Here is a 22718-nt window from a genome sequence, read left to right on the forward strand (position 1 = left end):
TGGCTCCTCCCGGGAGGTCGTTGCCGGGAGTTTAGCGGCCGAGCTGCGGGGCCTAACGATCGCTCAGTGTGGGATGCGGCACTGTAGTCAAACTTGGTTATTACGCTTGTCCCGTGTCGGCAACGAGGATGATGATTCTTGGCCTGGTTCGGTGGATGCAGCCGGTGCACGGCTACGACGTGCGCCGCGAGCTGCTCAGCTGGAGCGCGGACAAGTGGGCGAACGTGCAACCGGGCTCGATCTACCACGCGCTGCGCAAACTCACCGACGAGGGCCTGCTCCGGACCGTCTCGGTGGAGCAGGTGGGCGCCCGCCCGGCGCGCACCACGTACGAGGTGACGGCGAAGGGGGAGGACGAGTTCGAGACGTTGCTGCGGGCGCAGTGGTGGCAGCTCCACGAGCCGCCGGACCCGTTCGTGGCGGCGTTCTCCTTCCTGCCGGCGATGCCGCGCGAGGAGGCCGCGGCGGCGCTGCGCAACCGGGCGAACCTGCTCCGGGCCGGGGTCGAGTCGACGCGCGCCTCGCTCGACTCGGACTGGGTGCGCACCCGCAAGCCGGTGCACGTCGGGTGGATGTTCGAGCTGTGGCTGGCCCGCGCCGAGGCGGAGTCGGCCTGGTGCGAGCGGATCGCGGAGCGGATCGAGTCGGGAGTGTCTTACCTGCCCGATGGGATGGAACGGGCCGAGGGCTGGTCGGGCTGGTCCGACGGCTCCCGGTGACACGACATAATCAACGTTGACTAAAAGAGCTATATCGCGTTAGCCTCGGCGGGAATCGCGGGGGATTCGTGCGTCCTCGCGGACGATCGGCGGCCGCTCAGGTCCGCCCGGACGACCAGGAGCAGAAATGATCGAGACCAGGGGGTTGCGGAAGTCGTACCGCTCCCGCGCGGGTCGCGAGACGAAGACAGTGGACGCGGTCCGCGGCGTCGACCTCGACGTCGCAGCAGGGGAGATCTTCGGCTTCCTCGGGCCCAACGGCGCCGGTAAGACCACCACGCTGCGGATGCTCGCCACGCTCATCGAGCCGGACGGCGGCGAGGCCACAGTGGCCGGCGCCGACCTGCGCAAGGACCCGGCCGAGGTGCGCCGCCGGATCGGCTACGTGGCCCAGGGCGGCAGCACCTGGGACGAGTCGAGCGCCCGCGAGGAGCTGGTGCTCCAGGCCCGCCTCTACGGCATCGGCAAGGCCGAGGCGCACCGACGTGCCGAGCGCGCGCTCGAAGCCTTCCAGCTCACCGAGTACGCCGACCGCAAGTGCAAGACCTACTCCGGCGGTCAGCGCCGGCGCGTCGAGATCGCGCTCGGCATCATCCACGAGCCGAAGATCGTCTTCCTGGACGAGCCGACCACCGGCCTCGACCCGCAGAGCCGCGCGCACATGTGGGACGAGATCCGGCGGCTGCGTACCGAGGGGATGACCGTCTTCATCACCACGCACTACCTCGACGAGGCGGACGCGCTCTGCGACCGCATCGCGATCATGGACCACGGCGAGGTGGTCGCCGAGGGCACACCGGCCGAGCTGAAGCGGGAGATCTCCGGCGAGGTGGTGATCGTCGGCCTGGACGCCCCGAGCACCCCGCGCGCCGCCGAACTGCTCGACACCGAGGCGTACGTGAGCAAGCTGGAGACCGTCGACGAGGGCGGTCTGCGCCTCTACGTCGACGAGGGCGCCACCGCCATCCCGCAGGTGCTGCGCCGGCTCGACCACGCCGGGCTGGACCTGCGCTCGATCGAGCTGCACCGCCCGAGCCTCGACGACGTCTTCCTCACCAAGACCGGCCGCTCGCTGCGCGAGTCCTGACCCCCGGAGAAGCTGTCATGAAACTCGCCCGCGACACCTGGCTGATCTTCCAGCGCCAGACGCAACTGCTGCTGCGCAACCCGGTGTGGATCTTCGTCGGCGTCTTCCAGCCGGTGATGTACCTGCTCCTGTTCGCCCCGCTGCTCAAGCCCGCGCTGAACGCACCCACCCAGGCCGCCGCGTACAAGATCTTCGTACCCGGCCTGCTCGTGCTGCTGGCCATCTTCGGCGGCCTGTTCCAGGGCTTCGGCCTGATCGCCGAGCTGCGCGCCGGCGTGATCGAGCGCTCCCGGGTCACCCCGGTCAGCCGGCTCGCCCTGCTCCTCGGCCGCTCGCTGCGCGACGTGGTCTCGCTGATCGCACAGGCGATCATCATCACGCTGCTGGCGCTCGCGTTCGACTTGCGCGTGTTCATCGGCAACCTGCTCCTGGCGTACCTGATGCTCGCCCTCATCGCGCTGATGACCTCGGCCGTCTCCTACGGCATCGCGCTCAAGGTCAAGAGCGAGGACGCGCTCGCCCCGCTGATGAACACCGTCGCGCAGCCGGTGCTGCTGCTCTCCGGCATCCTGCTGCCGCTCACCTTCGCCCCCGGCTGGCTCCAGGGCGTGGCCAAGTGGAACCCGTTCTCCTGGGCGGTCGAGGGCACCCGCGCGCTGTTCAACGGCGACCTCGGCAACGACCGGGTGTGGCAGGGCCTCGGCATCATCGCGGTGCTCGCCGCCGCAGGCGTTTTCTGGGCCGCCCGCCAGTTCGCCCGCAGCGTCCGCTGAGCAGGGGAGACCTACCTCTCAGCAGGGGCGGGGCACCGGCCGGTCGCGCGTAGCGTGGGCCGGTGCCCCGCCTCACCCGTGACCGGATCACCTGGCTGACCTACGCCCAGCTCGGTCTGTGGGGCTTCTTCCTCTACGGGTTCGGCCCGGTCGTCCCCCTGCTCCGCGACGAACAGGGCACCAGCGCCGCCGTCGCCGGCCTGCACAGCACCGGCATCGCGGTGGGCGCGCTCGCCGGCGGCGCGCTGTTCGCCCCGGTCGCCCGACGCCTCGGCCGTGCCCCGGCCATCTGGCTCGGCCTCGCCGGCGTCGCCGCGGGCGTGACCGCGCTCGGCCTGCTCCGCCCGCTACCGGCCACGCTCGCCGCCGTCGCGGTCATCGCCACCTTCGGCATGATGGTCGTCAGCGGCGTGAGCGTGGTGCTCACCGCCCGGCACGGCCCCACCGCCCCGGCCGCGCTCACCGAGGCCAACGCGGCCTGCGCCGGCATGGGCATCCTGGCGCCGCTGACCATCGGCGCCACCGTCGACGCCGGTCTCGGCTGGCGACCGCTGATGGCCGTCGAGGTCGGGCTGATCACGCTCGTCGCGCTGGCCGCCCTGACCTTCCGGGTACGCGGGCCGAAACGCGCCCCCGCTGACGCGGCTGCCGGCACACCCGTCCCCGTGGCCGTCGCCACCCGGGTGCCCGCCGTCCCCGCTTCCGGGGAGCCCGTCTACTCCGGTCCCGGTGCGGCGGGGCGGCTGCCGCGTGCGTACTGGATTGCCTGGGTCCTGATGTCCGTCACCGGGTCGATCGAGGTCTGCCTGTCGCTGTGGACAGCCGACGTGCTGCGGACCCACGCCGGGCTGAGCGCGGGCGGGGCGTCGGCGGCGGTCGCCGCGATCGTCTGCGGCATGTTCGCCGGCCGGATCGCCGGTGGCCGGGCCGCGCTGCGCTGGGCGCCGGTGCCGCTGCTGCTCGGCGCGCTCACCGTCTCGATGGCCGGGTTCGCGCTGTTCTGGGGCAGTACGGTCGGCTGGCTCGCGGTCACCGGGCTGGTCGTGCTCGGGCTCGGCAACGCGCTGCACTACCCGTTGGCGATCTCGATCGCGCTCGCCGTCGCCGGCCCGGCCGCCGACAAGGCGGCGGGCTGGTCCGCGTACTCGATGGGTGTGGGTTTCGGGATCGCGCCGGTGGCGCTCGGGTGGGTGGCCGACGGCGTCGGCCCGCACCCGGCGTTCCTGCTGCTGCCCGCGTTCATCGCGGTGGCGGTGCTGCTGACGGTGCGGCTGGGGCGTGCCCTGCCCGCGCCGGTCCGCGCGGCTTGATCGACTCCACTACGGCGAGGTGGCGGTATCCGGTGCTCAGGGATCCCGCCACTTCGGGGAGGTTGTGTTCGGCCGGCTAGAGCACCCGGGCGAGCGTGACGCCGTCGGCGATGGGCAGCATGACCGCCTCGACGCGGACATCAGCGATCACCGCGTCGTTGAACGCGGCGATCGCCCGGTCGTCGGCGTTGCGCGGGGCGAGCACCCGGCCGTCGCGCAACGTGTTGTCGACGGCGATCACCGCGCCGGGACGCATGCGGGGCACCAGCTCGTCCCAGTAGATCGGGTAGCCGACCTTGTCCGCGTCGATGAACGCGAAGTCCAGGTAACGCTCGCGGGGCAGCTCGCGCAACGTCTGGGCGGCCGGGCCGATGCGCAGCTCGATGCGGTCCTGCACACCGGCGCGCTGCCAGTAGCGCCGGGCCACGCCCGTGTACTCCTCGGAGATGTCGAAGCAGGTCAACCGGCCGCCCTCGGCCAGCCCCCGGGCGATAGCCAGCGAGGAGAGGCCGGTGAACGTGCCGACCTCGACCGCCTGCCGTACGCCGAGCAGCCGGGTCAGGAACGTCAGGAACGCGGCCTGTTCGGGTGCGACCTGCATGACCGCCTCGGCGGGCAGGGCCGCCCGGGTCTCCTCGGCCAGCTCCTGGACGATCTCGTCCGGGGCGGACCCGTGGGCCACCAGGTAGGCGTGCAGTTCCGGGGTGAGCGGCAGCGGCTTCGTGGTCATGTCCGGACGTTAGCCGAGATGTTCGATCTCCTGGCCCCCGGGCGCGATCTTCGTCCACAGGTCGACGATGCTCAGCTCCACCTCGGCGAGCAGCCGGCGCAGCAACGGCAGGGACAACCCCACCACCGTGCCCGGATCACCCTCGATCCCGGTCAGGAACGCCCCGCCCAGCCCGTCGATGGTGAACGCGCCGGCCACCGCCAGCGGCTCGCCCGTCGCCACGTACGCGGCGATCTCCTCGTCGCTGATGTCGGCGAAGTGCACAGTCGTAGAGGCGACGGCCTCGGCGCGGGACTCGTGGGTCACGTCGATCAGGCAGTGCCCGGTGTGCAGGACGCCGCTGTGCCCGCGCATCCGCTGCCACCGCCGGGTGGCGTCCGCCGCGTCATCGGGCTTGCCGAGGATCTCGCCGTCGAAGGCGAGCACCGAGTCACAGCCGAGCACCAGCGTGCGCTCGTCCGGCGACGGTCGCAGCCGATCACGTACCGCCTGCGCCTTCAGCCGGGCCAGCTCCAGGCACAGATCCTCGGCCCGATCGCTCACCACCTGCGACTCGTCCACGCCGCTGACCAGCACGTCCGGTTCGATCCCGGCGGCCTGGAGCAACTTGCGGCGGGCGGGGGACTGCGAGGCGAGCACGAGGCGCACCGGTACGGAGGTCGACACCCCGCCGACGCTACCGGCTGACCCTCGGCGGCGGGTCGTCGGCACGTCGGCGCCGCCGCCAGAACAGGTAGCCGCCGCCCGCCGCCACCAGCACACCGAGGGTGGCGAGCCCGCGTACGGTCGCTGCTTTGTTCCTTCCCTTCTCGGGTGCTGTCTCCGCCGATGCCGGCGGAGTCACCTGGGAGGACTCGAAGCCGAGCGGGGGGACGTCTGCGGTGAGCGCGGCGACCAGGTCGATGACGCCGTAGCCGTACTGGTCGTCGCGACCGGGTGGTCCCTTGTCGACGGCGGTGGCGGTCAGCCGGTGGGCGACTTCCTGGGCGGGCAGGTTGGGGTACTTGGAGCGGATGAGAGCAGCAGCCCCGGCAACGATCGCAGTCGCATCGGATGTACCGGTGCTCCGGCGGTATCGACCTGCGAGGCTTGTGGTGTAAATGTCGACTGCAGGTGCGAGAATATCTACATCCGCCCCCGAAGCCGAGAATCCGGTCTTGTTGCCCTGCCTATCAACGCCGCCTACGGCGATCACGCCGTGCTCGGATGCCGGATAGCTAATCGATGTTTCGCTGGGGATGTTCCCAACAGCTGCTACTACGACAATATTCGCTTCAAGTGCGGCCTTTATAGCGGATTGCAGGCGAGGGGTGGGGATGCTGGCCGCAGAGATGCTAATTACATCCACGTGTTGAGCTGTTGCATACTCAATGCTGGCTGCTAAATCGTCGGGTTGACCCAGTCCGTTGGTTGGTGTGTCGAAGATTGGGAGAATCTTGGACTGAGGTGCCACTCCGAGCGCGCCGCGAGTGCCTCCCCGCCCATGCGCCGCGATGAGGCCAGCCATGCCGGTGCCGTGGCTATTCGTGTCTCGAAGGCCGTCTCCGCTTCCTCCCGTGATCACGTCTGTTCCTGGAAGCAAGTTCTTCTGTAGGTCAGGGTGAGCCTCTACTCCAGTATCTGGAACTGCTACAACGATCCCCTTGCCCTGGCTAATTTTGTGGGCTTCTGCAGCCCTCAAGAAGCCTAGATGCCACTGGTCGCCTCTCACCCGCTCCGACCCGTCCGAGGCGGGCAGCGAAGCTGCTGCCGCCAGGCCAGTGAGTGAGATTGCGAGTGACGCGGCTAAGCTCCGCGCCACCAAAAGCGCGCAGGGAATCACCGATTGAAGCCTATGGCAGGCCCTGGATCGACCGGTCCCTCGTCAGGTGGCTCCAATATTGGATTCACGCCGCGTTCGACCTCCCAGGGGTTGTCCGGATCCCAGCGTCGCTCCGAGTCTGTATCCAGACCTTTGCTGTTCTGCCGCCCGTGGGTGGGAGACAGCCCGGGAGCGCCGCCGAGAGGGGTCAACCCAGGTGTGCCGATTTGTGGACCTCTCCCCGTGTTCGGTCGAGATCCTGCAGCGCCTGCCGGAGCAGTGCCGGCCGCGCCTCCCCCGATAACTCCACCTGGGGGATTAACGCGCCTAGTCGGGCCGCCCATGCCGGGCTGGCCAAGGGGAACTCCCGGAATCATCCCGTTCGTTCCGGTCGCACGCGGCGGAAGCGGCCGGTTAGTGCTCTTTCCAGCAGCTGGATCGTTCCCGAGCGGGCCCAAACTGGTGCCGCGATTGAGTGCCGGGGGAAGGGGGACGCCGGGAGTGCCAGAGGGTGTATTGGGAGTAGCAGGGGATGCGGTTCCAGGCGGCATCGCTTGGACGGGCGTTCCTGGACCGGCATTGCCTAGGATCGGACCTCCGCCTATGACGCCGCTTGTAGAAGGGCTGCCTGGATGAACTGGCGGGCTCGTTGCGACGCTCGGTCGACGCCGGTTAATCGACGTGGGTGGCGTAATCGGGACTGCGACGATAGAAGGGATTACTGGTGCCGGATCTGATCCAAGATACGGGTCAGACGAATGTGGGTCGGCCCGTGGCGCCGGCCGGACTGGTGCTGGTGGGCGCTGGAGCATGACCTGGGCGTGCTGGAGTTCGCCGCTCAGCCCCGTCATCAACCCGCGCGCCCGTACGTTCAACTGCTCCAAGTCGTCGTCCGTCACCGGGGGCCGTTCCGGCAACCGGCTGCCCGCAACCGCCTTCGGGTCGGCGATCGTCGCCTCGTACGCCTGCTTCTGCCGCAGCTTCTTCGCGTACTCCTCGTGCAGTGGTTGCAGCTCGGCCCGCGCGCTGCCGATGGCACGTGCGGCGGCCGCCAGCGCGTCGTAGTTCGCGGCGGCGGCGTCGTGGGTGCGCTGCACGCGGTCGATGAGCTGGTCGAGTTCGGCGATGTACGCCCGCGCGGCGGCGTTGGTCTCCGGCGGCCACGCCTCGGCCAGACCGCGCCGGTATTCGCGCAGGCGGCTCAGGTGGGCCAGGGCGAGGTCGCAGACCTTGCGCCAACCGGCGACCTGCTTCCACTGGCCGGCGGTGTCCTGGTCCTGCACGCACGCCCACATGCTGAGGACGTCCATCAGCCGCCAGTCGGTCAGCCCGGAGGTGCGTCCGCTGCCCCGTTCGATCACGGCAGGATCACCCGGCTCTGTTCGGGGGCGGTGGGGTCGGCCAGTGGCGGCATCGGGCGGGCGACGGTGGCGGAGGGGCCCGCTAGCGCCCGTTCCACGTCGGCCACGCGGGCGGAGGAGAACGCGTCGGCGTCGCCGTAGCGGGCGGCGATCCGCCCGGCGGCGTCGGCGAGGCGGCCGGTCGCCGGTGCGAGGTCCCAGACCGCGCTCACCGCGGCGGTCTGGGTGTCGTGGTGGGCCTGAAGGAACTGGACCAGCTCGATGAAGGCGTCGGCCGGGTTGGGCACCGGGGCCTTCATGTCGTCGGCGATGTAGGACAGGTGCGGCGAGTAGTTGCGCGTCACCTCGTCCTGGAGGCGGTCGGCGAACTCCCGCATCTGTCGGATGTCGGCCTCGATGCCGCCGTAGCCGCGCAGCCAGCCGGCTGGCTGGTTGTCCTCCGGGATCATCGGAGCCTCCTGCCCGTCACCACACGGTTTCCCTGAGTGAGGTTAATGGCTCGACGCTGATCCCGGCAGCCCCGCCCCGCCGCCGCGAGCGGGAGGTGAGGTCAGCGGGGGAGTCCGGAGGCCCGCCACGCGCCGGGGCCCGCGATCGGCCCGGCCAGGGCGGGGCGTGCGCTGCGCGCCCACTGCGACACGGGGGCCGGCGCGGCGGCCTGGGCCGGGCGGGTGCGCACCACGATCGCGCCGACCAGAGCGGCCAGCTCCTCGGCGGTGGGCACGCCACGGACGATCCGGAACAGGGGCTCCTCGGCAGACATGACCCAAGGGTACGCGTCGCGAATTCGACCTTCGCCGTACAGTGGCGTGCCGACGGTGTGGGCGTCGCAGCGGCCGGGTACGGTTTCTGCGATGTCGAACGCGCTCCCCCAACTCGTCGCCGACCGGTACCGGCTTATCACGCCGCTCGGTCAAGGCGGCATGGGCCGCGTCTGGAAGGCGCGGGACGAGGTGCTGCACCGGGACGTGGCCATCAAGGAACTGGTCCCGCCCCCCGGCCTCACTCCGGAGGAGCGCCGCGAGATGCGCGAGCGCTCGCTGCGTGAGGCGCGGGCGATCGCCCGCCTCAACAACATCAACGTGGTCCGCATCTTCGACGTGCTGCGCACCGACGGCGATCCGTGGATCGTCATGGAGTACGTGGCGTCGAAGTCGTTGCAGGACACCATCGCCGAGGACGGCCCGGTCACCCCGGCCAAGGCGGTCGAGATCGGCCTCGGCGTGCTGAACGCGCTGAAGGCCGCGCACAAGGCCGGCATCATGCACCGCGACGTCAAGCCGGGCAACGTGCTGCTCGGCGAGGATGGCCGCGTGGTGCTCACCGACTTCGGCCTGGCCACCATTCCCGGCGACCCGAACGTGACGCGCACCGGCATGGTGCTGGGCTCGCCCGCGTACATCTCTCCGGAGCGTGCCCGCGAGGGCACCGCCGGCCCGGAGGCGGACCTCTGGTCGCTCGGCGCCACGCTCTACGCGGCGGTCGAGGGCAAGTCGCCGTACGCGCGCCCGTCGGCGATCGCCACGCTCGCCGCGCTCGCCACCGAGCCGATGCCGCCGCCGCGCAACGCCGGGCCGCTCAAGCCGGTGCTCCAGGGCCTGCTCCGCAAGGACCCGGACGAGCGGATCACCGCCGAGGTGGCCGAGCGCATGCTGCGCAAGGCCGCCGGTCGGCGGGCCAAGAGCATCTCGCTGCTCGACGGCGTACGCCGGCCCGGGCCGAACGGTCCGCGCGTGCCGCGTCCGCCGCTGGTGCCCGCGCCGCGCCCGGCCGACCAGGCCGAACGCGCCGCGTCCGGGGTCGCCGCAACCGGGGGTACGGCGGCAGCCGCCGACCCGACGGCGAAGGTGCCGGCATCCACCTCGGACGCCGGGCCCACCGCGGTGACCCCGCCGCCCGCCGACCCGACGGCGAAGCTCGACCCGGCGCCCTCGGCCGACGAGACCCTTGTGGACGACGAGGCGCGGGTGGACGGCGTCGACCCGGCGCTGGACGAGACGCGGCTCGACGGCGACCCGGTCACCGACACCCCGGCGCCGGTCAGCCCGGCCGTGACCGGCTCCGCGCCGGTCAGCCCGGCTCCGGTGCAGGAGGCACCGTCGACCGGCCGGGCGACGGTGCTGCCGGTCGAGAAGTCCGCGCCGAACCGGCGCAACCTGCTGATCGGTGCGCTTGTAGTGCTGCTGCTCGTCGGCCTGGTGGTGGCCGTGCCGCTGCTGACCAACGGTGACGACGGCGACGGCGGTGAGCCGACGGCCGGCACCTCGGCGTCGGCGGCGCCGCCCGCGCCGAGCGAGAGCGCGTCGCCGAGCGCCCCGGCCACTAGTGCGTCGGCCAGCCCTTCTCCCTCGGCCAGCCCGTCTGCGTCCGGGGCCGTGTTGCCGGCCGGCTGGCGCCTCTACACCGGCCCGAACGGCTTCAAGGTGCCGATCCCGAACGGTTTCGAGGCTCGGGTCCGCAGCGACAACGTCGTGCTCTACGAGGTCGGTGGCGCTCGGCGGGTGCTGTTCATCCAGTGGACGCCGAACCCGAAGCCGGACGCGTACGCCGACTGGCAGGGCCAGGAGAAGTACCGCGCTTCCCGCGTCCGGAACTACAAGCTGGTCGGCATCACCAAGTGCGACCCCTACTTCCGCACCTGCGCCGACTGGGACTGGCTGGAGACGCGCGACGACGGCACCCGGTTCCACGTGCGTAACCGGGGTGTGGCGACCGCCAGCAACAGGGGCTTCGCGCTGCGCTGGGAGGTGCCCGCGAAGGACTGGGACGCCAACCTGGCCAACTGGGAGATCATCACCAAGGGCTTCGTGCCGGACCGTCAGAACTGACCGGGAATCCCGCGGTCACGAAACTCGCTCGCATGGCTTTCCGTCCTCGGGGGTATGAATCCCTCCGACGACGGAAGGAGGCGCGACATGGGTTACCGACGGAGGTACACCGGCCCGCGGCTGGCACTGTGGATGCTCGTTGCGCTCGGCGACGTCGTACTGCTCCTCATCAGTGCCGGCCTGTCCGCGCCGGTCGCGGTCCTCGGCGTGCTGACGCTCACTGTCGCCGGTGTGGCGGCGTGGCGCCTGACGCGCCGGACGCCGGTGCCCGTCCCGGCCACCGCGCGCCGCAGAGCCTGACCTCGGGGTACGACGACAGCGGGACCGCCTCGTGACGAGGCGGTCCCACTTGTGTCGCACGTATGTCAGGCGGTGTTGTTCGCCAGCGCGATCAGCCGGCTGCGGTCACCGTTCCAGTAGTTGCGGTCGACGTTGCCGCTGATCCCGGAGACGGCGCCGGTGCTGGTGTACTGCCAGAAGCTCCACACCGGGGCGCCGGCCGGCAGCGTGCCGGGCGCGCTGGCCCAGCGGGCGAGCCACAGCGGGTGGTTGGCCCACGGGCCGGTCCAGCTGCCCGTGCACTGGTTCCACCAGCTCGTGGTGGTGTAGATGACCGCGTACCGGCCGGTGCGGGAGCGGTAGGTGTTCAGGAAGTCCTGGATCCAGTTGCGCATGCCGGTGGTGCTCAGGCCGTAGCAGTAGCCGCCGCTGTACGGGTTGCCCTCGATGTCCAGCGCGGCGGGGAGCGTACGGCTGTCCGCCGACCAGGCGCCACCGTTGCTGGCCAGGTAGTTGGCCTGGGTGGAACCGGCGGAGATGTTCGGCCGGGCGAAGTGGTACGCCCCGCGGATCACCCCGGCGTTGTACGCGTTGACGTAGTTCGCGTTGAAGTTCGGGTCCTTGTAGCTCGTACCCTCGGTGGCCTTGATGAAGGCGAACTGGATGCCCGAGTTGCGCACGCTGGTCCAGTTGATGCTGCCCTGGTAGCGGGAGACGTCGATCCCGGGCGTGGTCGCGGCGGCGGCCGGTCCGGCGGTCGCCACGAGGGCCGCGGCCGCGGTGGCGGCGGCGGCCAGGCCGGCGGCGAGAAGCCGGCGCACGGAGAGTCTGGTACGGGCCATGGTTGCCTCCAGAGGGACGTCCGTTGATTGATGCCCATCTTTGGAGGTTAGTGCCCTAGATCGCAATAGGAAGAAAGGAAATTTTCATAGACGATCGTCGTTCGCCCAGGTGGCGCGACAGTTGCGGATCAGCGCAGGTCGCTCGGGTCCATCGCCCAGCGGAACGGCTCGGTGACACTGAGCGTCTCACCCGCCTTGGCGACGGCATCCTCGACGTAGTGCGCGCCGTCGAGCCGGTGCAGCCGCAGCGAGTGGCTGTCGCCGTCCTGCTCGACGAGCAGGTACCACGGGATTCGGGCGATCGCGTAGAGCTGCATCTTCAACACCCGGTCGACGCCCGCGTTCCAAGGCGAGACGACCTCGCCGACAAGCGCCACGCGTTCCGCGTCCAGGATCGCGCCCTCGCCGTCGGCATCTGTGACGACGAGGTCGGGGATCATGACCCGGTCGACGCCGAGCCGAACGTTGACGCCGTGGTGAACGAGGAGACCGGCCGGCGCGACCGTCGACTCGACGGCGTTCGCCAATCGGCGCACCACCCGCTGATGCCGCAGGTCCGGGGCGGGGCTGATGATCAGTCCCCGGTCGAACAGTTCGACGCGGTGGCGGCCGTCGCCCATCGCGAGGTAATCGGCCTCGGTCAGCGGGGTCACGGACGCAGCCGTTACCGGATCCACTCGACATCATCTCCGTTCCAGTTACTGCCCGGCCAAGTCTGACCGGCTGCGGGAGCACGCCGGTCGAGCGACACGGCTCGGGGCGGTAGGCTCCCCGCCCATGCCCCTGATCGACGGTCTCACCACGCTCTGGGACACGCTGACCAGCGCCCAGCCGGACCCGCCGCCGCTGCTCGTGGTGGTCACCGCCGTGGTCGCGCTCGCGGTGGTCGTGGCCCGGTTGCCCTGGCGGATCGCCCGCAACGCGGTGACCATCGCGCACGAGGGCGGCCACGCGCTCGTCGCGCTGCTCACCGGCCGCCGGCTGCACGGCATCCGGCTGCACTCGGACACCTCCGGGCTCACGCTCTCCGCCGGCCGTCCCACCGGGCCCGGCATGATCCTCACGCTGCTCGCCGGGTACGTCGCGCCGTCGCTGCTCGGCCTCGGCGGCGCGTGGCTGCTGGCCGGGAACCGGATCACGCTGCTGCTCTGGCTCGCGGTGGCGCTGCTGCTGGCCATGCTGGTGATGATCCGCAACCTGTTCGGCGTGCTGTCGCTGCTTGTCACCAGCGGCGTGGTGCTCGCCGTCTCCTGGTACACCTCGCCCGAGGTGCAGGCCGCGTTCGCCTGGACGTCGGTCTGGTTCCTGCTGATCGGCGGCGTACGGCCGGTGTTCGAGCTGCACCGGCAACGCGCCCGGGGCCGGATGCCGCAGTCCGACGCCGACCAGCTCGCCCGGATCACGCCGTTCCCGGCGCTGTTCTGGGTGGGCGTGTTCCTGCTGGTGAGCGTGGGCGCGCTGGCCGCCGGGGCGCTGCTGCTGGCCGGCCCGATCCTGGCCGACGCGGGGCTCACCGGCTGACCGGGCCGAGCCGCACCGCTGCGCGCCGCGCCAAGTCGGCCCGCAGCGCGCCGTATCGCGTCGCGGAGCGGGCCGCTACGCGGCAGGGCAGAATCGGACCCGTGCGATACGTGATCATCGGAGCGGGCGCGGTCGGCGGCACCATCGGCGTACTCCTGGCCGACGCCGGCCACGACGTGACGCTCGTGGCCCGTGGCGCGCACCTGGACGCGCTGCGGGAGCGGGGTCTGACGCTGCGCACGCCGGACCGTGACGTGACGAGCCGGCTCCCGGCGGTGGCCGGGCCGGACGGGCCGCCGCTGCCGGCGGACACCGTGCTGGTCCTCACCGTGAAGTCGCAGGACACCGTGGCGGCGCTCGACGTCTGGGCGGACGCCCCGGTCGAGGGCGGCGGGACGGCGGGCGAGCGGCTGCCGGTCGTGCCGGCCCAGAACGGCGTGGCGAACGAGCCGGCCGCGCTGCGGCGCTTCGCCCGCGTACACCCGGTGTGCGTGTGGCTGCCCGCCACCCACCTGGAGCCGGGCGTGGTGGTCGCCAACGGCCATCCACATCCGGGCATGCTGCACATCGGCCGCTACCCGACCGGCGCCGACGACACCAGCCGGGCGGTCGCCGCCGACCTGACCGCGGCCGGGTTCGTCGCGCCGGTCCGCGACGACGTGATGCGCTGGAAGTACGGCAAGCTGCTCGCCAACCTCGGCAACGGCCTCCAGGCGCTGCTCGGCCGGGACGTGCCGGAAACCCTGTCGAAGCGGGTACGCGCCGAGGGCGAGGCGGCGCTCGCCGCAGCCGGCATCGCCCACACCACCGTCGAGGAGGAGGCCGCCGAACGCGGCGACCGGGTGTCGCACCGGCCGGTGGGCGGCGAGGAGCGCTCCGGCGGCTCCACCTGGCAGAGCCTGGCCCGTGGTGCGGGCTCGGTCGAGACCGACCACCTCAACGGTGAGATCGTGCTCCTCGGGCGCCTGCACGGCGTGCCGACCCCGGCCAACGCGGCGGTGCAGACGGCGGTCCGCCGGGCGGTCCGGGGCCGGATCCCGGCCGGCGGCTTCCCGCTCGGCGAGTTGGAGAAATTGCTCGGCTGAGCGGGCAACCCGCACCGCGCCGCCAGGCGTGTCCCCTCACGAACACGGGGAGGTGGCAGGTGCCCGACAGCGACGGCTTCGACGAGTTCTACCGGGGCAGCCGGCAACGGCTGCTCGGCTTCGTCTACGTGCTCACCGGTGACCTCGCCGAGGCGCAGGACGCCGTGCAGGAGGCGTACATCAGGGCCTGGCAGCGGTGGTCCACAGTGCGCGGGTACGACGACCCGGAGTCCTGGGTGCGGGTGGTGGCGAGCCGGATCGCGGTGAGCCGCTGGCGCAGCCTGCGCAGCCGGGCGCGCGCCTACCTGCGGCACGGCGCGGTGGCGGACGTGCCGGCGCCGAGCACCGAGACGCTGGACGTGGTCGCCGCGCTGCGCCGGCTGCCCGAGGCCCAGCGCACCGCGATCGCCATGCACTACCTGCTCGGCATGCCGGTCGCCGAGGTGGCGCGGGAGACCGAGGCGCCGATCGGCACCGTCAAGGCCCGGCTCTCCCGGGGGCGGACCGCGCTCGCCGGGCTGCTCGCCGTGGTGGACCTGGAGGAGGAGGCGGCAGATGCCTGACGACGTCGCACTCGTGGAGTTGCTGCACCGGGATCTGCGCAACGTCACCTGGCCGGAGCCGGAGGCGATCCGGGCCACCGCCCGGCGGCGCAGCCGGCGCTCCGCCGCGCTCGCCGCGGCCTCGGTGGTGGTCGTCGCGGCGCTCACCGCGTCACTCGTGGACCGGGCCGGCGCGCCGCCACCGCCCGCCGCCGGTGCCGTCGACGGGCGGGGGGAGATCGTGGCCGAGGCGATGCTGGAACCGGCCGACGTCCCCGTACCGACCGGGGAACGGCTCGGCGAGACCGGCCTCGGCGAGCCGGTCCGGGTCGACGACCTGCTTCAGGTCTGCGCCCGGGAACAGGGGCGGCCGGCCGAGGAACCGCGCTCGCGCTACTCACGGGGGCAGACCCTGATGGAACCGCCGACCGAGCCCGCTACGACCATCGGATCGGTTCTCACCCAGGACGTCTACCGGATGGCGCCAGGCGAGGCGGGCCGGTTCGTCACCGACCTGGAGGGCACAGTCGCGGCCTGCGGCGCGTGGCGGACGACCGGCCAGGTCTACACCGAGCGGGGGACGGTCAGCGCCGAGGTCGTGCACCGCTGGTACGTCGCGGCGAGCGGTTTCGCCGGAGATCAGGCGCTGCTGCTGCGCCACGAGGCGACGGTGGCGCCGGACGAGGCGACCGGCCGGCCGCCCGGCTACCCGCCGTTGTTCGAGGACCGGCTGGTCGTACGGGTGGGTGATCTGGTGACGGTGCTGCTCCCGTCCGGCCGGCTGCGGACCGACCTGCCCATGGGTCAGGCGCCCGAGGCCAGGGTGACCGAGGAACAGGTGCGGCAGATGGCCCGGGTCGCGGCCGAGCGGATGTGCGTGGCCGCGAACCCCGGCTGCTGACGCCGGTGCCCCCGCCGTCTCAGCGGCGGGGGCACCAGGGTCGGCTACAGCGGGATGTTGCCGTGCTTCTTCGGCGGCAGCGTCTCGCGCTTGGTGCGCAGCACCCGCAGCGCCCGCACGATCTGGGTACGTGTCTCGTGCGGCGGGATCACCCCGTCGACGTAGCCGCGCTCGGCGGCGATGTACGGGTTGGCGAGCGTGTCCTCGTACTCGGCGATCTTCTCGGCGCGGACCGCGGCCGGGTCCTCGGCGTTCGCCAGTTCCGAGCGGTAGAGGATGTTCACCGCGCCCTGCGCGCCCATCACCGCGATCTGCGCGGTCGGCCAGGCGAAGTTCAGGTCCGCGCCCAGGTGCTTGGAGCCCATCACGTCGTAGGCCCCGCCGTACGCCTTGCGGGTGATGACGGTGACCTTGGGGACGGTGGCCTCGGCGTACGCGTAGATGAGCTTCGCGCCGCGGCGGATGATGCCGTCCCACTCCTGGCCGGTGCCGGGCAGGAAGCCGGGCACGTCGACGAAGGTGAGCACCGGGACGTTGAACGCGTCGCAGGTGCGCACGAACCGGGCCGCCTTCTCCGACGCGGCGATGTCGAGCGTGCCGGCGAACTGCATCGGCTGGTTCGCCACCACGCCTACCGGGCGCCCCTCGACGCGGCCGAAACCGACCACCATGTTCTGCGCGTACAGCGGCTGCACCTCGAGGAACTCGCCGTCGTCGAGCACGTGCTCGATGACCCGGTGCATGTCGTACGGCTGGTTCGCCGAGTCCGGGATCAGCGTGTCCAGCTCGCGGTCCTCGTCGGTGACGTCGAGGATCGCGGGCGCGTCGAAGACCGGCGGCTCGTCCAGGTTGTTCGACGGCAGGTACGACAGCAGCGCCTTGACGTACTCGATCGCGTCCTCCTCGTCGGTGCCGAGGTAGTGCGCGTTGCCGCTGCGGGTGTTGTGGGTACGGGCGCCGCCCAGCTCCTCCATGCCCACGTCCTCGCCGGTGACCGTCTTGATCACGTCGGGGCCGGTGATGAACATGTGCGAGGTCTGGTCGACCATGACGGTGAAGTCGGTGACCGCCGGGGAGTAGACGGCGCCGCCCGCGCACGGGCCCATGATGAGCGAGATCTGCGGGATGACGCCGCTGGCCCGGACGTTTCGGAAGAAGATCTCGCCGTAGAGGCCGAGGGACGTGACGCCCTCCTGGATCCGCGCGCCGCCGGAGTCGTTGATGCCGACGACCGGGCAGCCGATCTTCATGGCGAGGTCCATCAGCTTGACGATCTTCTCGCCGAAGACCTCGCCGAGGGAGCCGCCGAAGACGGTGAAGTCCTGCGAGAAGACGCAGACCTGCCGGCCGTCGACGGTGCCGTAGCCGGTCACCACGCCGTCCCCGTACGGGCGGGTCTTCTCCAGCCCGAAGTTGGTCGAGCGGTGCCGGGCGAACTCGTCCAGCTCGACGAACGAGCCCTCGTCGAGGAGCATCTCGATCCGCTCGCGGGCGGTCTTCTTGCCCCGCGCGTGCTGCTTCTCGACCGCGCGTGCCGACCCGGCGTGCACCGCCTCGTCGAGCCGTCGCTCCAGGTCCGCCAGCTTGCCGGCGGTCGTGTGGATGTTGAACCCGGTCTCGGTAGTCACCCGTGGAATATAACGATGGTTCAGGTGTCTGAGGCTGTGCAGTGCGCCTCATCCGGGCCGTAGGCTGGCGGGATGCCCGGCTCGCCGTACACCGATCTGGACCGACCGCCGCTGTCGGCGGCCCGGCTGCGGCGCGCGCTGGTCGCGCCGCACGGGCCCTGGCGCCGCCTGGAACTGCTGGCCGAGACCGGCTCGACGAACGCCGACGCGGTGGCCGCGGCGCGCGCCGGCGAGCCGGAGGGCCTGGTGGTGGTCGCCGAGCGGCAGACCTCCGGCCGGGGCCGTCGGGGCCGCGTCTGGCAGTCGCCGCCGCGCGCCGGTCTCGCCACGAGCGTGCTGCTGCGGCCCGGCGAGGCGGACGCCGAGCGCGGCTGGACGCCGGTGCCGGTCACCGGGTACGGCTGGCTGCCGTTGCTCGCCGGTGTCGCGCTGGCCGAGGCGGTACGCCTGCTGGCCGAGCTGGACGCGCGGCTGAAGTGGCCGAACGACCTGCTGGTGGACGGCGCGAAGTGCGCCGGGGTGCTGGCCGAGGCGGTGCCGGGGGAGAACGACAGGCCGCCGGCGATCGTGGTCGGTGTCGGGCTGAACGTGACGCTGCGCGCCGACGAGCTGCCGGAGAACCCGACCGGGCTGCCGGCCACCTCGCTCCAGCTCGCGGGCGCCACCGCCACCGACCGGGATCCGCTGCTGCGGGCGCTGCTTCGCGCGCTCGCCGACTGGTACGAGCGCTGGCGTGACGCCGGCGGGGACGCGGAGGCCAGCGGGCTGCGCGAGGCGTACCTGGCCGGGTGCGCCACCATCGGCCGTCAGGTGCGGGTGCTGCTGCCCGACGGCAGCGAGGCGCACGGCACCGCCACCGGCGTGGACGCCGACGGGCAGCTCCTGGTGGAGACGGGCGCCGAGACGCTGCGGCTGGCGGCAGGCGACGTGCTGCACCTGCGGTGAAGGAAGGGCCTCTGTCGACGAACCACGGGTAGCCGTCCGCGCGGCCGATGCCGGCCGGGCGCGCCGACCGGTTACGGTCAGCGCGTCCTGTTCTGCGAGGAGGTTCCCCCGTGGCGTTCCCCGAAGACGTGCTCACCGAGGACGAGCACGTCGTGTTGCACCTGCACCCGCACTGGAAGGCCCTGATCCGGCCGGTCCTGGTGCTCGTGCTCGCCGTCGCGGCGGTCGTCGCCGGCTGGCTCCTGCTGCCCGACGGCACCGGCGGCACGATCGCGCTCTACGCGATCGCCGTGGTCGCCCTGGCGCTGGTGCTGTGGCTGGGCCTGTGGCCGTTTCTGGTCTGGCGCACCACGCACTACCTGTTCACGAACGAGCGGGTGCTCCTCCAGCAGGGGGTGCTGTCGCGTAACCGGCGGGACCTGCCGCTGACCCGGATCAACGACCACGCCATGCACCAGCGTTTCGTGGAGCGGCCGCTCGGCTGCGGCACGCTGACCATCGAGTCGGCGGGTGAGCGCGGCCAGTCGGTGCTGCACGACGTGCCGGGCGTGGACAGGGTGCAGACGAAGCTCTACGAGCTGGTCGAGGCGCACCACGACAAGCACAGCCTGGGTGACGGCGAGATGCGCGAGATCCTGGCCGACATGAGCGAGGGGAAGTCCCTGCGCGAGCAGCCCTGACCCGTTCGACGGAGAAGGCCGGCACCCCGGGTCAGGGGTGCCGGCCTTTCTCGTCGTTCAGCGGCGGGCGCGGCGGGGCTGGAGTTCCGCGGCGAGTTCGGCGTCCAGGTCGGCACCGAGCGCGCCACCCAGTCCGGCGTCCGCCGGTGCGGGGCGGCCACGCGGTGGCGGGAAGTCGGCCGCCCGGCCGGTGCCCGGAGGCGGTTCCTCCTCCTCCAGCTCGCTGACCGACTCGGCCAGCTCGGCCACCGGGTCCATCTCGGCGACGTTGTCCCACTCGTCACGCGGCACCGAGTGCCAGGTCTCCTCGGCGTGCCTGGGGACGGGCTGGAAGACGAACGTCCGGTAGGACCAGAAGCGGAACAGCGTGGCCAGCAGGACACCGATGGTCTTGGCGACGTTCAGCGCGAGCAGGCCGTGGACGCCGAGGCCGTACTTGGCCAGGGCCAGGACGCCGAGCTCGATGAGCAGACCCGCGCCGTTGAAGAGGAAGAACAGGACGTATTCGCGCCGGAGTGCCGATTTCGGTCGATCACGGTACGTCCAGTGACGATTCATCAGATACGACGTGATCGTGGCGACGATCGTCGCGATCACTGTCGCCTTCAGCTGACCGTCACGGAAAACCGTGAGTGCCAGCGCATTGAACACCGCGTAATTGATGACGGTGTTGATGCCGCCGACGATGCCGAATTTGAGCGCCTCGTGGATGAACTTCTGCCAGCGCTCGGGCAGCAGACGGACTCCAGGCATGCGGAACACCTTAGGCAGTTGGCTGGGCCGGCTGGGCCCGGCGGGTCGGGATGGGCGGTTCGTCACGCCCCGGACTCTCGGTCGTGGCTCGTTGCCGGAACGGGAGGTGTTCCCGCCTCGACGAAGACGAACCGTCGGTACGACCAGAACCGGAAGAGCGTTCCCAGGCCGGTGCCGACGATGAAGCTGGCGAGGTTGTCGGCCAGGGGGGTCTGGAACACCGCGGGCCAGATCGCGCCGAGCCCGTAGTGGCTGATCGCCAGGCAGGCCACCGCGATGCCGAGGCCGACCGCGTTTAAGAAGAAGAACAGGGCGTACTCGCGGGCCGGGTTCGACCGCTGCCGGTGCCGCCACGTCCAGAACCGGTTGCCGAGGAAGGCGACTGTCGCGGCGATCACCGTGGAGATGGTCTTCGCGGCCAGCGGCGGCATGTCCCGGCCGCTGGACAGGTAGTTGAAGAGGACGAAGTCCACGACGAAGGCGAGCCCGCCGACGGTGGCGAACTTGCTCAGCTCGTGGATGAGATGACCGAAACGGTCGAGCAGTGCTCCGATCGGACCCCGGCGGGTCTGCGGAGCCCCCGGTTGGTCTCCGGTCATCGTCGCGGCCACCCGCCGAGAGTACCGGTTGTGCGGTAACCGGGCGGACTCCAACGGCGAGTCGGCCACGACGGCTTCGCCGCGGCCGTCTCGCGCGGGCCGCCCGGGTCGGAGAGGCGTCGCCCGTTCTCGATGTCCGTGAGCAGAGCGTAACGCGCTGTGCGAATCTGTGGAGCGCATCACGGAATCGTCTTTCGCGACATGTTCGTACGCTTCCCCGCGATCGGACGTCCGTGTCACTCCGGTGCCGGACCCGGCCGTCGAAGGTTCACCGCAGGATTTGCGTGAAACTGCGCGCGAAAGCGGGTATCAGATCGTGATGCCGCAGCGTGGCCGTACCTTGTGCAGTTCTTCACAACCAGTCCCACTGACTGACGAGGCAGTCCGGTTTACGCTGAGCCCAATCCCAGGTTTCCACGAGGCGGCGTACCAGCCCGCCGGAACTCGTGCACCCCATAGATCGGTCAGCGTCGACCACAAGGAGAAGTGACATGGTTGCTCCGGCTGCTGTTCGGGGAATCGATCAGGCCCCGACGTCCCACCCCAAGCTGCTGGCCTGGGTACGTGAGGTCGCGGAACTGACCACCCCCGACCGCGTGGTCTGGGTGGACGGGTCTGATGAGGAGTGGCGCCGCCTCACCGACGAACTCGTCGAGAACGGCACCCTGATCCGACTGAATCCCGAGAAGAAGCCCAACTCGTTCTACGCGCGTACCGACCCCACGGACGTCGCCCGGGTGGAGGAGCGCACCTTCATCTGCTCCGCCGACGAGGCGGACGCCGGCCCCACCAACAACTGGATGGCGCCGGCCGAGATGAAGCGGACGATGACGGAGCTGTACCGCGGCAGCATGCGCGGGCGCACCATGTACGTCATCCCGTTCTGCATGGGCCCGGTCGAGGCCGAGAGCCCCATGTTCGGCGTGGAGATCACCGACAGCCCGTACGTCGTCGCCTCGATGCGGATCATGACCCGGATGGGGTCTTCGGTCCTGGAGGCGATGGGCGACGACGCCGACTTCGTGCACGCGCTGCACTCCATCGGCGCCCCGCTCGCGCCGGGCGAGCAGGACGTGGCGTGGCCGTGCAACGAGACCAAGTACATCTCCCACTTCCCGGAGACCCGGGAGATCTGGTCGTACGGGTCCGGCTACGGCGGCAACTCGCTGCTCGGCAAGAAGTGCTACTCGCTGCGTATCGCCAGCGTGATGGGGCGCGACGAGGGCTGGCTGGCCGAGCACATGCTGATCCTCAAGATCACCTCGCCGGAGGGCAAGGTCTACCACATCGCGGGCGCCTTCCCGTCGGCCTGCGGCAAGACCAACCTCGCCATGCTGGAGCCGACCATCCCGGGCTGGAAGGTCGAGACCATCGGCGACGACATCGCCTGGATGCGGTTCGGCGCGGACGGCCGCCTCTACGCGGTCAACCCCGAGTACGGCCTGTTCGGCGTCGCGCCCGGCACCGACTGGAAGACCAACGCCAACGCCATGCGGACGCTGGACCGGGGCAACTCCATCTTCACCAACGTGGCGCTGACCGACGACGGCGACATCTGGTGGGAGGGCATGGGTGAGCCGCCGGCGCACCTGATCGACTGGAAGGGCAACGACTGGACGCCGGAGAGCGAGAACCTCTCCTCGCACGCGAACAGCCGTTTCTGCACGCCGATCACGCAGTGCCCGATCCTGGCCGACGACTACTACGACCCGAACGGCGTGCCGATCGACGCGATCCTGTTCGGTGGCCGCCGCCGGGACACCATCCCGCTGGTCACCGAGGCCCGCGACTGGGTGCACGGCGTCTACATGGGCGCCACGCTCTCCTCGGAGACGACCGCCGCCGCCTCCGGCGCGGTCGGCGTGGTCCGCCGCGACCCGATGGCCATGCTGCCGTTCATCGGCTACAACGCCGGCGACTACTTCCGGCACTGGATCGAGATGGGCAAGGGCGCGGACGGCGACGAGGCCAAGCTGCCCAAGATCTACTACGTGAACTGGTTCCGCAAGGACGCCGAGGGCAACTTCCTCTGGCCGGGCTTCGGCGAGAACTCCCGCGTGCTCAAGTGGGTCATCGAGCGGCTGGAGGGCCGGGCCGAGGCCGTGGAGACGCCGATCGGCATGGTGCCGGCGCAGGACGCGCTCGACGTCGAGGGTCTGGACATGACCCCGGAGGACGTCCGGATCGCCCTGAAGGTCGACGCGGACGAGTGGCGCAACGAGCTGCCGCTGGTCACCGAGTGGTTCGAGAAGTTCGGGGACAAGCTCCCCGGCGTGCTCTGGGCCGAGCTGGACGCGCTGCGCGCCCGGCTGGACGCGGAGCCGCAGAAGTAAC

24 protein-coding genes are annotated in these 22718 nt (G+C 71.1%); 14 read left to right on the forward strand and 10 right to left on the reverse strand.

Annotated elements, in window-relative coordinates; all coding sequences use genetic code 11:
* Nucleotides 1-128 precede the first annotated feature (128 nt).
* The 4 genes from AC2CHG_RS08205 (at nt 129) to AC2CHG_RS08220 (ending at nt 3889) form a co-directional block, all read left to right on the forward strand.
* A complete protein-coding gene (locus AC2CHG_RS08205) occupies nt 129-719 on the forward strand; it encodes a PadR family transcriptional regulator (RefSeq protein WP_120571651.1) in 591 nt (196 codons plus the stop codon).
* A gap of 127 nt (nt 720-846) precedes the next feature.
* Nucleotides 847-1806 carry an ATP-binding cassette domain-containing protein gene (locus tag AC2CHG_RS08210; protein ID WP_135243316.1) on the forward strand — a complete coding sequence of 320 codons (960 nt, stop codon included), beginning with the start codon at nt 847-849 and terminating at the stop codon, nt 1804-1806.
* A 17-nt stretch (nt 1807-1823) separates the two neighbouring features.
* A complete protein-coding gene (locus AC2CHG_RS08215; protein WP_013284036.1) occupies nt 1824-2579 on the forward strand; it encodes an ABC transporter permease in 756 nt (251 codons plus the stop codon).
* Between the two features lie 62 nt (nt 2580-2641).
* A complete protein-coding gene (locus AC2CHG_RS08220; protein WP_262012558.1) occupies nt 2642-3889 on the forward strand; it encodes an MFS transporter in 1248 nt (415 codons plus the stop codon).
* 76 nt (nt 3890-3965) lie between these two features.
* Here the strand turns inward: AC2CHG_RS08220 and AC2CHG_RS08225 are convergent, their stop codons facing one another.
* The 3 genes from AC2CHG_RS08225 to AC2CHG_RS08235 are packed head-to-tail and all read right to left on the reverse strand — an operon-like array spanning nt 3966 to nt 6420.
* Entirely contained in the window at nt 3966-4619 is a 654-nt protein-coding gene (locus tag AC2CHG_RS08225) for an O-methyltransferase (protein WP_355506694.1), read from the reverse strand.
* Between the two features lie 9 nt (nt 4620-4628).
* On the reverse strand, nt 4629-5285 hold the full coding sequence (locus AC2CHG_RS08230) for a Maf family protein (RefSeq protein ID WP_262012556.1): 657 nt from the start codon (nt 5283-5285) through the stop codon (nt 4629-4631).
* Nucleotides 5286-5295: 10 nt separating this feature from the next.
* Nucleotides 5296-6420: a S8 family serine peptidase gene (locus tag AC2CHG_RS08235; protein WP_484524482.1), complete on the reverse strand. Its 1125-nt coding sequence runs from the start codon at nt 6418-6420 to the stop codon at nt 5296-5298.
* Between the two features lie 810 nt (nt 6421-7230).
* On the opposite strand from AC2CHG_RS08235, the gene AC2CHG_RS08240 reads away from it, so the two are divergent.
* Nucleotides 7231-7485, forward strand: coding sequence for a hypothetical protein (locus AC2CHG_RS08240; RefSeq protein ID WP_484524475.1), 255 nt, complete (start codon nt 7231-7233; stop codon nt 7483-7485).
* 292 nt (nt 7486-7777) lie between these two features.
* Here AC2CHG_RS08240 and AC2CHG_RS08245 read toward each other — a convergent pair whose 3' ends face one another.
* Together AC2CHG_RS08245 and AC2CHG_RS08250 are read right to left on the reverse strand one after the other, a co-directional pair.
* A complete protein-coding gene (locus AC2CHG_RS08245; protein WP_121684324.1) occupies nt 7778-8230 on the reverse strand; it encodes a hypothetical protein in 453 nt (150 codons plus the stop codon).
* A 101-nt stretch (nt 8231-8331) separates the two neighbouring features.
* The gene (locus AC2CHG_RS08250) at nt 8332-8544 is read right to left on the reverse strand and encodes an acyl-CoA carboxylase subunit epsilon (protein WP_120571644.1); all 213 of its coding nucleotides are present in this window, start codon (nt 8542-8544) and stop codon (nt 8332-8334) included.
* Nucleotides 8545-8635: 91 nt separating this feature from the next.
* Between AC2CHG_RS08250 and AC2CHG_RS08255 the strand changes: the two genes are divergently transcribed.
* Together AC2CHG_RS08255 and AC2CHG_RS08260 are read left to right on the forward strand one after the other, a co-directional pair.
* A complete protein-coding gene (locus AC2CHG_RS08255) occupies nt 8636-10609 on the forward strand; it encodes a serine/threonine-protein kinase (RefSeq protein ID WP_484524476.1) in 1974 nt (657 codons plus the stop codon).
* 87 nt (nt 10610-10696) lie between these two features.
* The gene (locus AC2CHG_RS08260) at nt 10697-10909 is read left to right on the forward strand and encodes a hypothetical protein (RefSeq protein ID WP_091047495.1); all 213 of its coding nucleotides are present in this window, start codon (nt 10697-10699) and stop codon (nt 10907-10909) included.
* A gap of 65 nt (nt 10910-10974) precedes the next feature.
* On the opposite strand, the gene AC2CHG_RS08265 is transcribed toward AC2CHG_RS08260, so the two are convergent.
* Together AC2CHG_RS08265 and AC2CHG_RS08270 are read right to left on the reverse strand one after the other, a co-directional pair.
* Entirely contained in the window at nt 10975-11730 is a 756-nt protein-coding gene (locus tag AC2CHG_RS08265) for a GH25 family lysozyme (protein WP_262012553.1), read from the reverse strand.
* A gap of 128 nt (nt 11731-11858) precedes the next feature.
* A complete protein-coding gene (locus AC2CHG_RS08270; protein WP_262012552.1) occupies nt 11859-12407 on the reverse strand; it encodes a Uma2 family endonuclease in 549 nt (182 codons plus the stop codon).
* Nucleotides 12408-12507: 100 nt separating this feature from the next.
* On the opposite strand from AC2CHG_RS08270, the gene AC2CHG_RS08275 reads away from it, so the two are divergent.
* The 4 genes from AC2CHG_RS08275 (at nt 12508) to AC2CHG_RS08290 (ending at nt 15779) form a co-directional block, all read left to right on the forward strand.
* Nucleotides 12508-13251, forward strand: a complete 744-nt coding sequence (locus AC2CHG_RS08275; RefSeq protein ID WP_484524477.1) for a M50 family metallopeptidase — start codon at nt 12508-12510, stop codon at nt 13249-13251.
* Nucleotides 13252-13352: 101 nt separating this feature from the next.
* Nucleotides 13353-14336 (forward strand): ketopantoate reductase family protein, encoded by a 984-nt coding sequence (locus AC2CHG_RS08280; RefSeq protein WP_484524478.1) that lies wholly within the window; start codon nt 13353-13355, stop codon nt 14334-14336.
* A gap of 59 nt (nt 14337-14395) precedes the next feature.
* Nucleotides 14396-14899, forward strand: coding sequence for a SigE family RNA polymerase sigma factor (locus AC2CHG_RS08285; RefSeq protein WP_194798594.1), 504 nt, complete (start codon nt 14396-14398; stop codon nt 14897-14899).
* On the forward strand, nt 14892-15779 hold the full coding sequence (locus AC2CHG_RS08290; protein WP_262012550.1) for a hypothetical protein: 888 nt from the start codon (nt 14892-14894) through the stop codon (nt 15777-15779). The genes AC2CHG_RS08285 and AC2CHG_RS08290 overlap by 8 nt, the downstream gene beginning before the upstream one ends.
* A 44-nt stretch (nt 15780-15823) precedes the next feature.
* Here the strand turns inward: AC2CHG_RS08290 and AC2CHG_RS08295 are convergent, their stop codons facing one another.
* The gene (locus tag AC2CHG_RS08295; protein ID WP_013284052.1) at nt 15824-17407 is read right to left on the reverse strand and encodes an acyl-CoA carboxylase subunit beta; all 1584 of its coding nucleotides are present in this window, start codon (nt 17405-17407) and stop codon (nt 15824-15826) included.
* A 72-nt stretch (nt 17408-17479) separates the two neighbouring features.
* On the opposite strand from AC2CHG_RS08295, the gene AC2CHG_RS08300 reads away from it, so the two are divergent.
* Nucleotides 17480-18352, forward strand: a complete 873-nt coding sequence (locus AC2CHG_RS08300; RefSeq protein ID WP_262012549.1) for a biotin--[acetyl-CoA-carboxylase] ligase — start codon at nt 17480-17482, stop codon at nt 18350-18352.
* Nucleotides 18353-18462: 110 nt separating this feature from the next.
* Nucleotides 18463-19032, forward strand: coding sequence for a PH domain-containing protein (locus tag AC2CHG_RS08305; protein WP_484524479.1), 570 nt, complete (start codon nt 18463-18465; stop codon nt 19030-19032).
* Nucleotides 19033-19089: 57 nt separating this feature from the next.
* On the opposite strand, the gene AC2CHG_RS08310 is transcribed toward AC2CHG_RS08305, so the two are convergent.
* Together AC2CHG_RS08310 and AC2CHG_RS08315 are read right to left on the reverse strand one after the other, a co-directional pair.
* Nucleotides 19090-19785 (reverse strand): GtrA family protein, encoded by a 696-nt coding sequence (locus tag AC2CHG_RS08310; protein ID WP_262012547.1) that lies wholly within the window; start codon nt 19783-19785, stop codon nt 19090-19092.
* Nucleotides 19786-19847: 62 nt separating this feature from the next.
* Nucleotides 19848-20384: a GtrA family protein gene (locus AC2CHG_RS08315; protein WP_484524483.1), complete on the reverse strand. Its 537-nt coding sequence runs from the start codon at nt 20382-20384 to the stop codon at nt 19848-19850.
* Nucleotides 20385-20875: 491 nt separating this feature from the next.
* Between AC2CHG_RS08315 and AC2CHG_RS08320 the strand changes: the two genes are divergently transcribed.
* Nucleotides 20876-22717, forward strand: a complete 1842-nt coding sequence (locus AC2CHG_RS08320) for a phosphoenolpyruvate carboxykinase (GTP) (RefSeq protein ID WP_402809726.1) — start codon at nt 20876-20878, stop codon at nt 22715-22717.
* The last annotated feature ends 1 nt before the right edge of the window (nt 22718 follow it).

This window comes from Micromonospora sp. ATLC20 (assembly GCF_057196585.1).

What these genes read in the sequence shown, in the direction of transcription:
- AC2CHG_RS08205 (WP_120571651.1), top strand. Translation starts at nt 129, where the DNA reads ATGATGATTCTTGGCCTGGTTCGGTGGATGCAGCCGGTGCACGGCTAC.
- AC2CHG_RS08210 (WP_135243316.1), top strand. Translation starts at nt 847, where the DNA reads ATGATCGAGACCAGGGGGTTGCGGAAGTCGTACCGCTCCCGCGCGGGT.
- AC2CHG_RS08215 (WP_013284036.1), top strand. Translation starts at nt 1,824, where the DNA reads ATGAAACTCGCCCGCGACACCTGGCTGATCTTCCAGCGCCAGACGCAA.
- AC2CHG_RS08225 (WP_355506694.1), bottom strand. Translation starts at nt 4,619, where the DNA reads ATGACCACGAAGCCGCTGCCGCTCACCCCGGAACTGCACGCCTACCTG.
- AC2CHG_RS08240 (WP_484524475.1), top strand. Translation starts at nt 7,231, where the DNA reads ATGACCTGGGCGTGCTGGAGTTCGCCGCTCAGCCCCGTCATCAACCCG.
- AC2CHG_RS08245 (WP_121684324.1), bottom strand. Translation starts at nt 8,230, where the DNA reads ATGATCCCGGAGGACAACCAGCCAGCCGGCTGGCTGCGCGGCTACGGC.
- AC2CHG_RS08250 (WP_120571644.1), bottom strand. Translation starts at nt 8,544, where the DNA reads ATGTCTGCCGAGGAGCCCCTGTTCCGGATCGTCCGTGGCGTGCCCACC.
- AC2CHG_RS08255 (WP_484524476.1), top strand. Translation starts at nt 8,636, where the DNA reads ATGTCGAACGCGCTCCCCCAACTCGTCGCCGACCGGTACCGGCTTATC.
- AC2CHG_RS08260 (WP_091047495.1), top strand. Translation starts at nt 10,697, where the DNA reads ATGGGTTACCGACGGAGGTACACCGGCCCGCGGCTGGCACTGTGGATG.
- AC2CHG_RS08265 (WP_262012553.1), bottom strand. Translation starts at nt 11,730, where the DNA reads ATGGCCCGTACCAGACTCTCCGTGCGCCGGCTTCTCGCCGCCGGCCTG.
- AC2CHG_RS08275 (WP_484524477.1), top strand. Translation starts at nt 12,508, where the DNA reads ATGCCCCTGATCGACGGTCTCACCACGCTCTGGGACACGCTGACCAGC.
- AC2CHG_RS08290 (WP_262012550.1), top strand. Translation starts at nt 14,892, where the DNA reads ATGCCTGACGACGTCGCACTCGTGGAGTTGCTGCACCGGGATCTGCGC.
- AC2CHG_RS08300 (WP_262012549.1), top strand. Translation starts at nt 17,480, where the DNA reads ATGCCCGGCTCGCCGTACACCGATCTGGACCGACCGCCGCTGTCGGCG.
- AC2CHG_RS08310 (WP_262012547.1), bottom strand. Translation starts at nt 19,785, where the DNA reads ATGCCTGGAGTCCGTCTGCTGCCCGAGCGCTGGCAGAAGTTCATCCAC.
- AC2CHG_RS08315 (WP_484524483.1), bottom strand. Translation starts at nt 20,384, where the DNA reads ATGACCGGAGACCAACCGGGGGCTCCGCAGACCCGCCGGGGTCCGATC.
- AC2CHG_RS08320 (WP_402809726.1), top strand. Translation starts at nt 20,876, where the DNA reads ATGGTTGCTCCGGCTGCTGTTCGGGGAATCGATCAGGCCCCGACGTCC.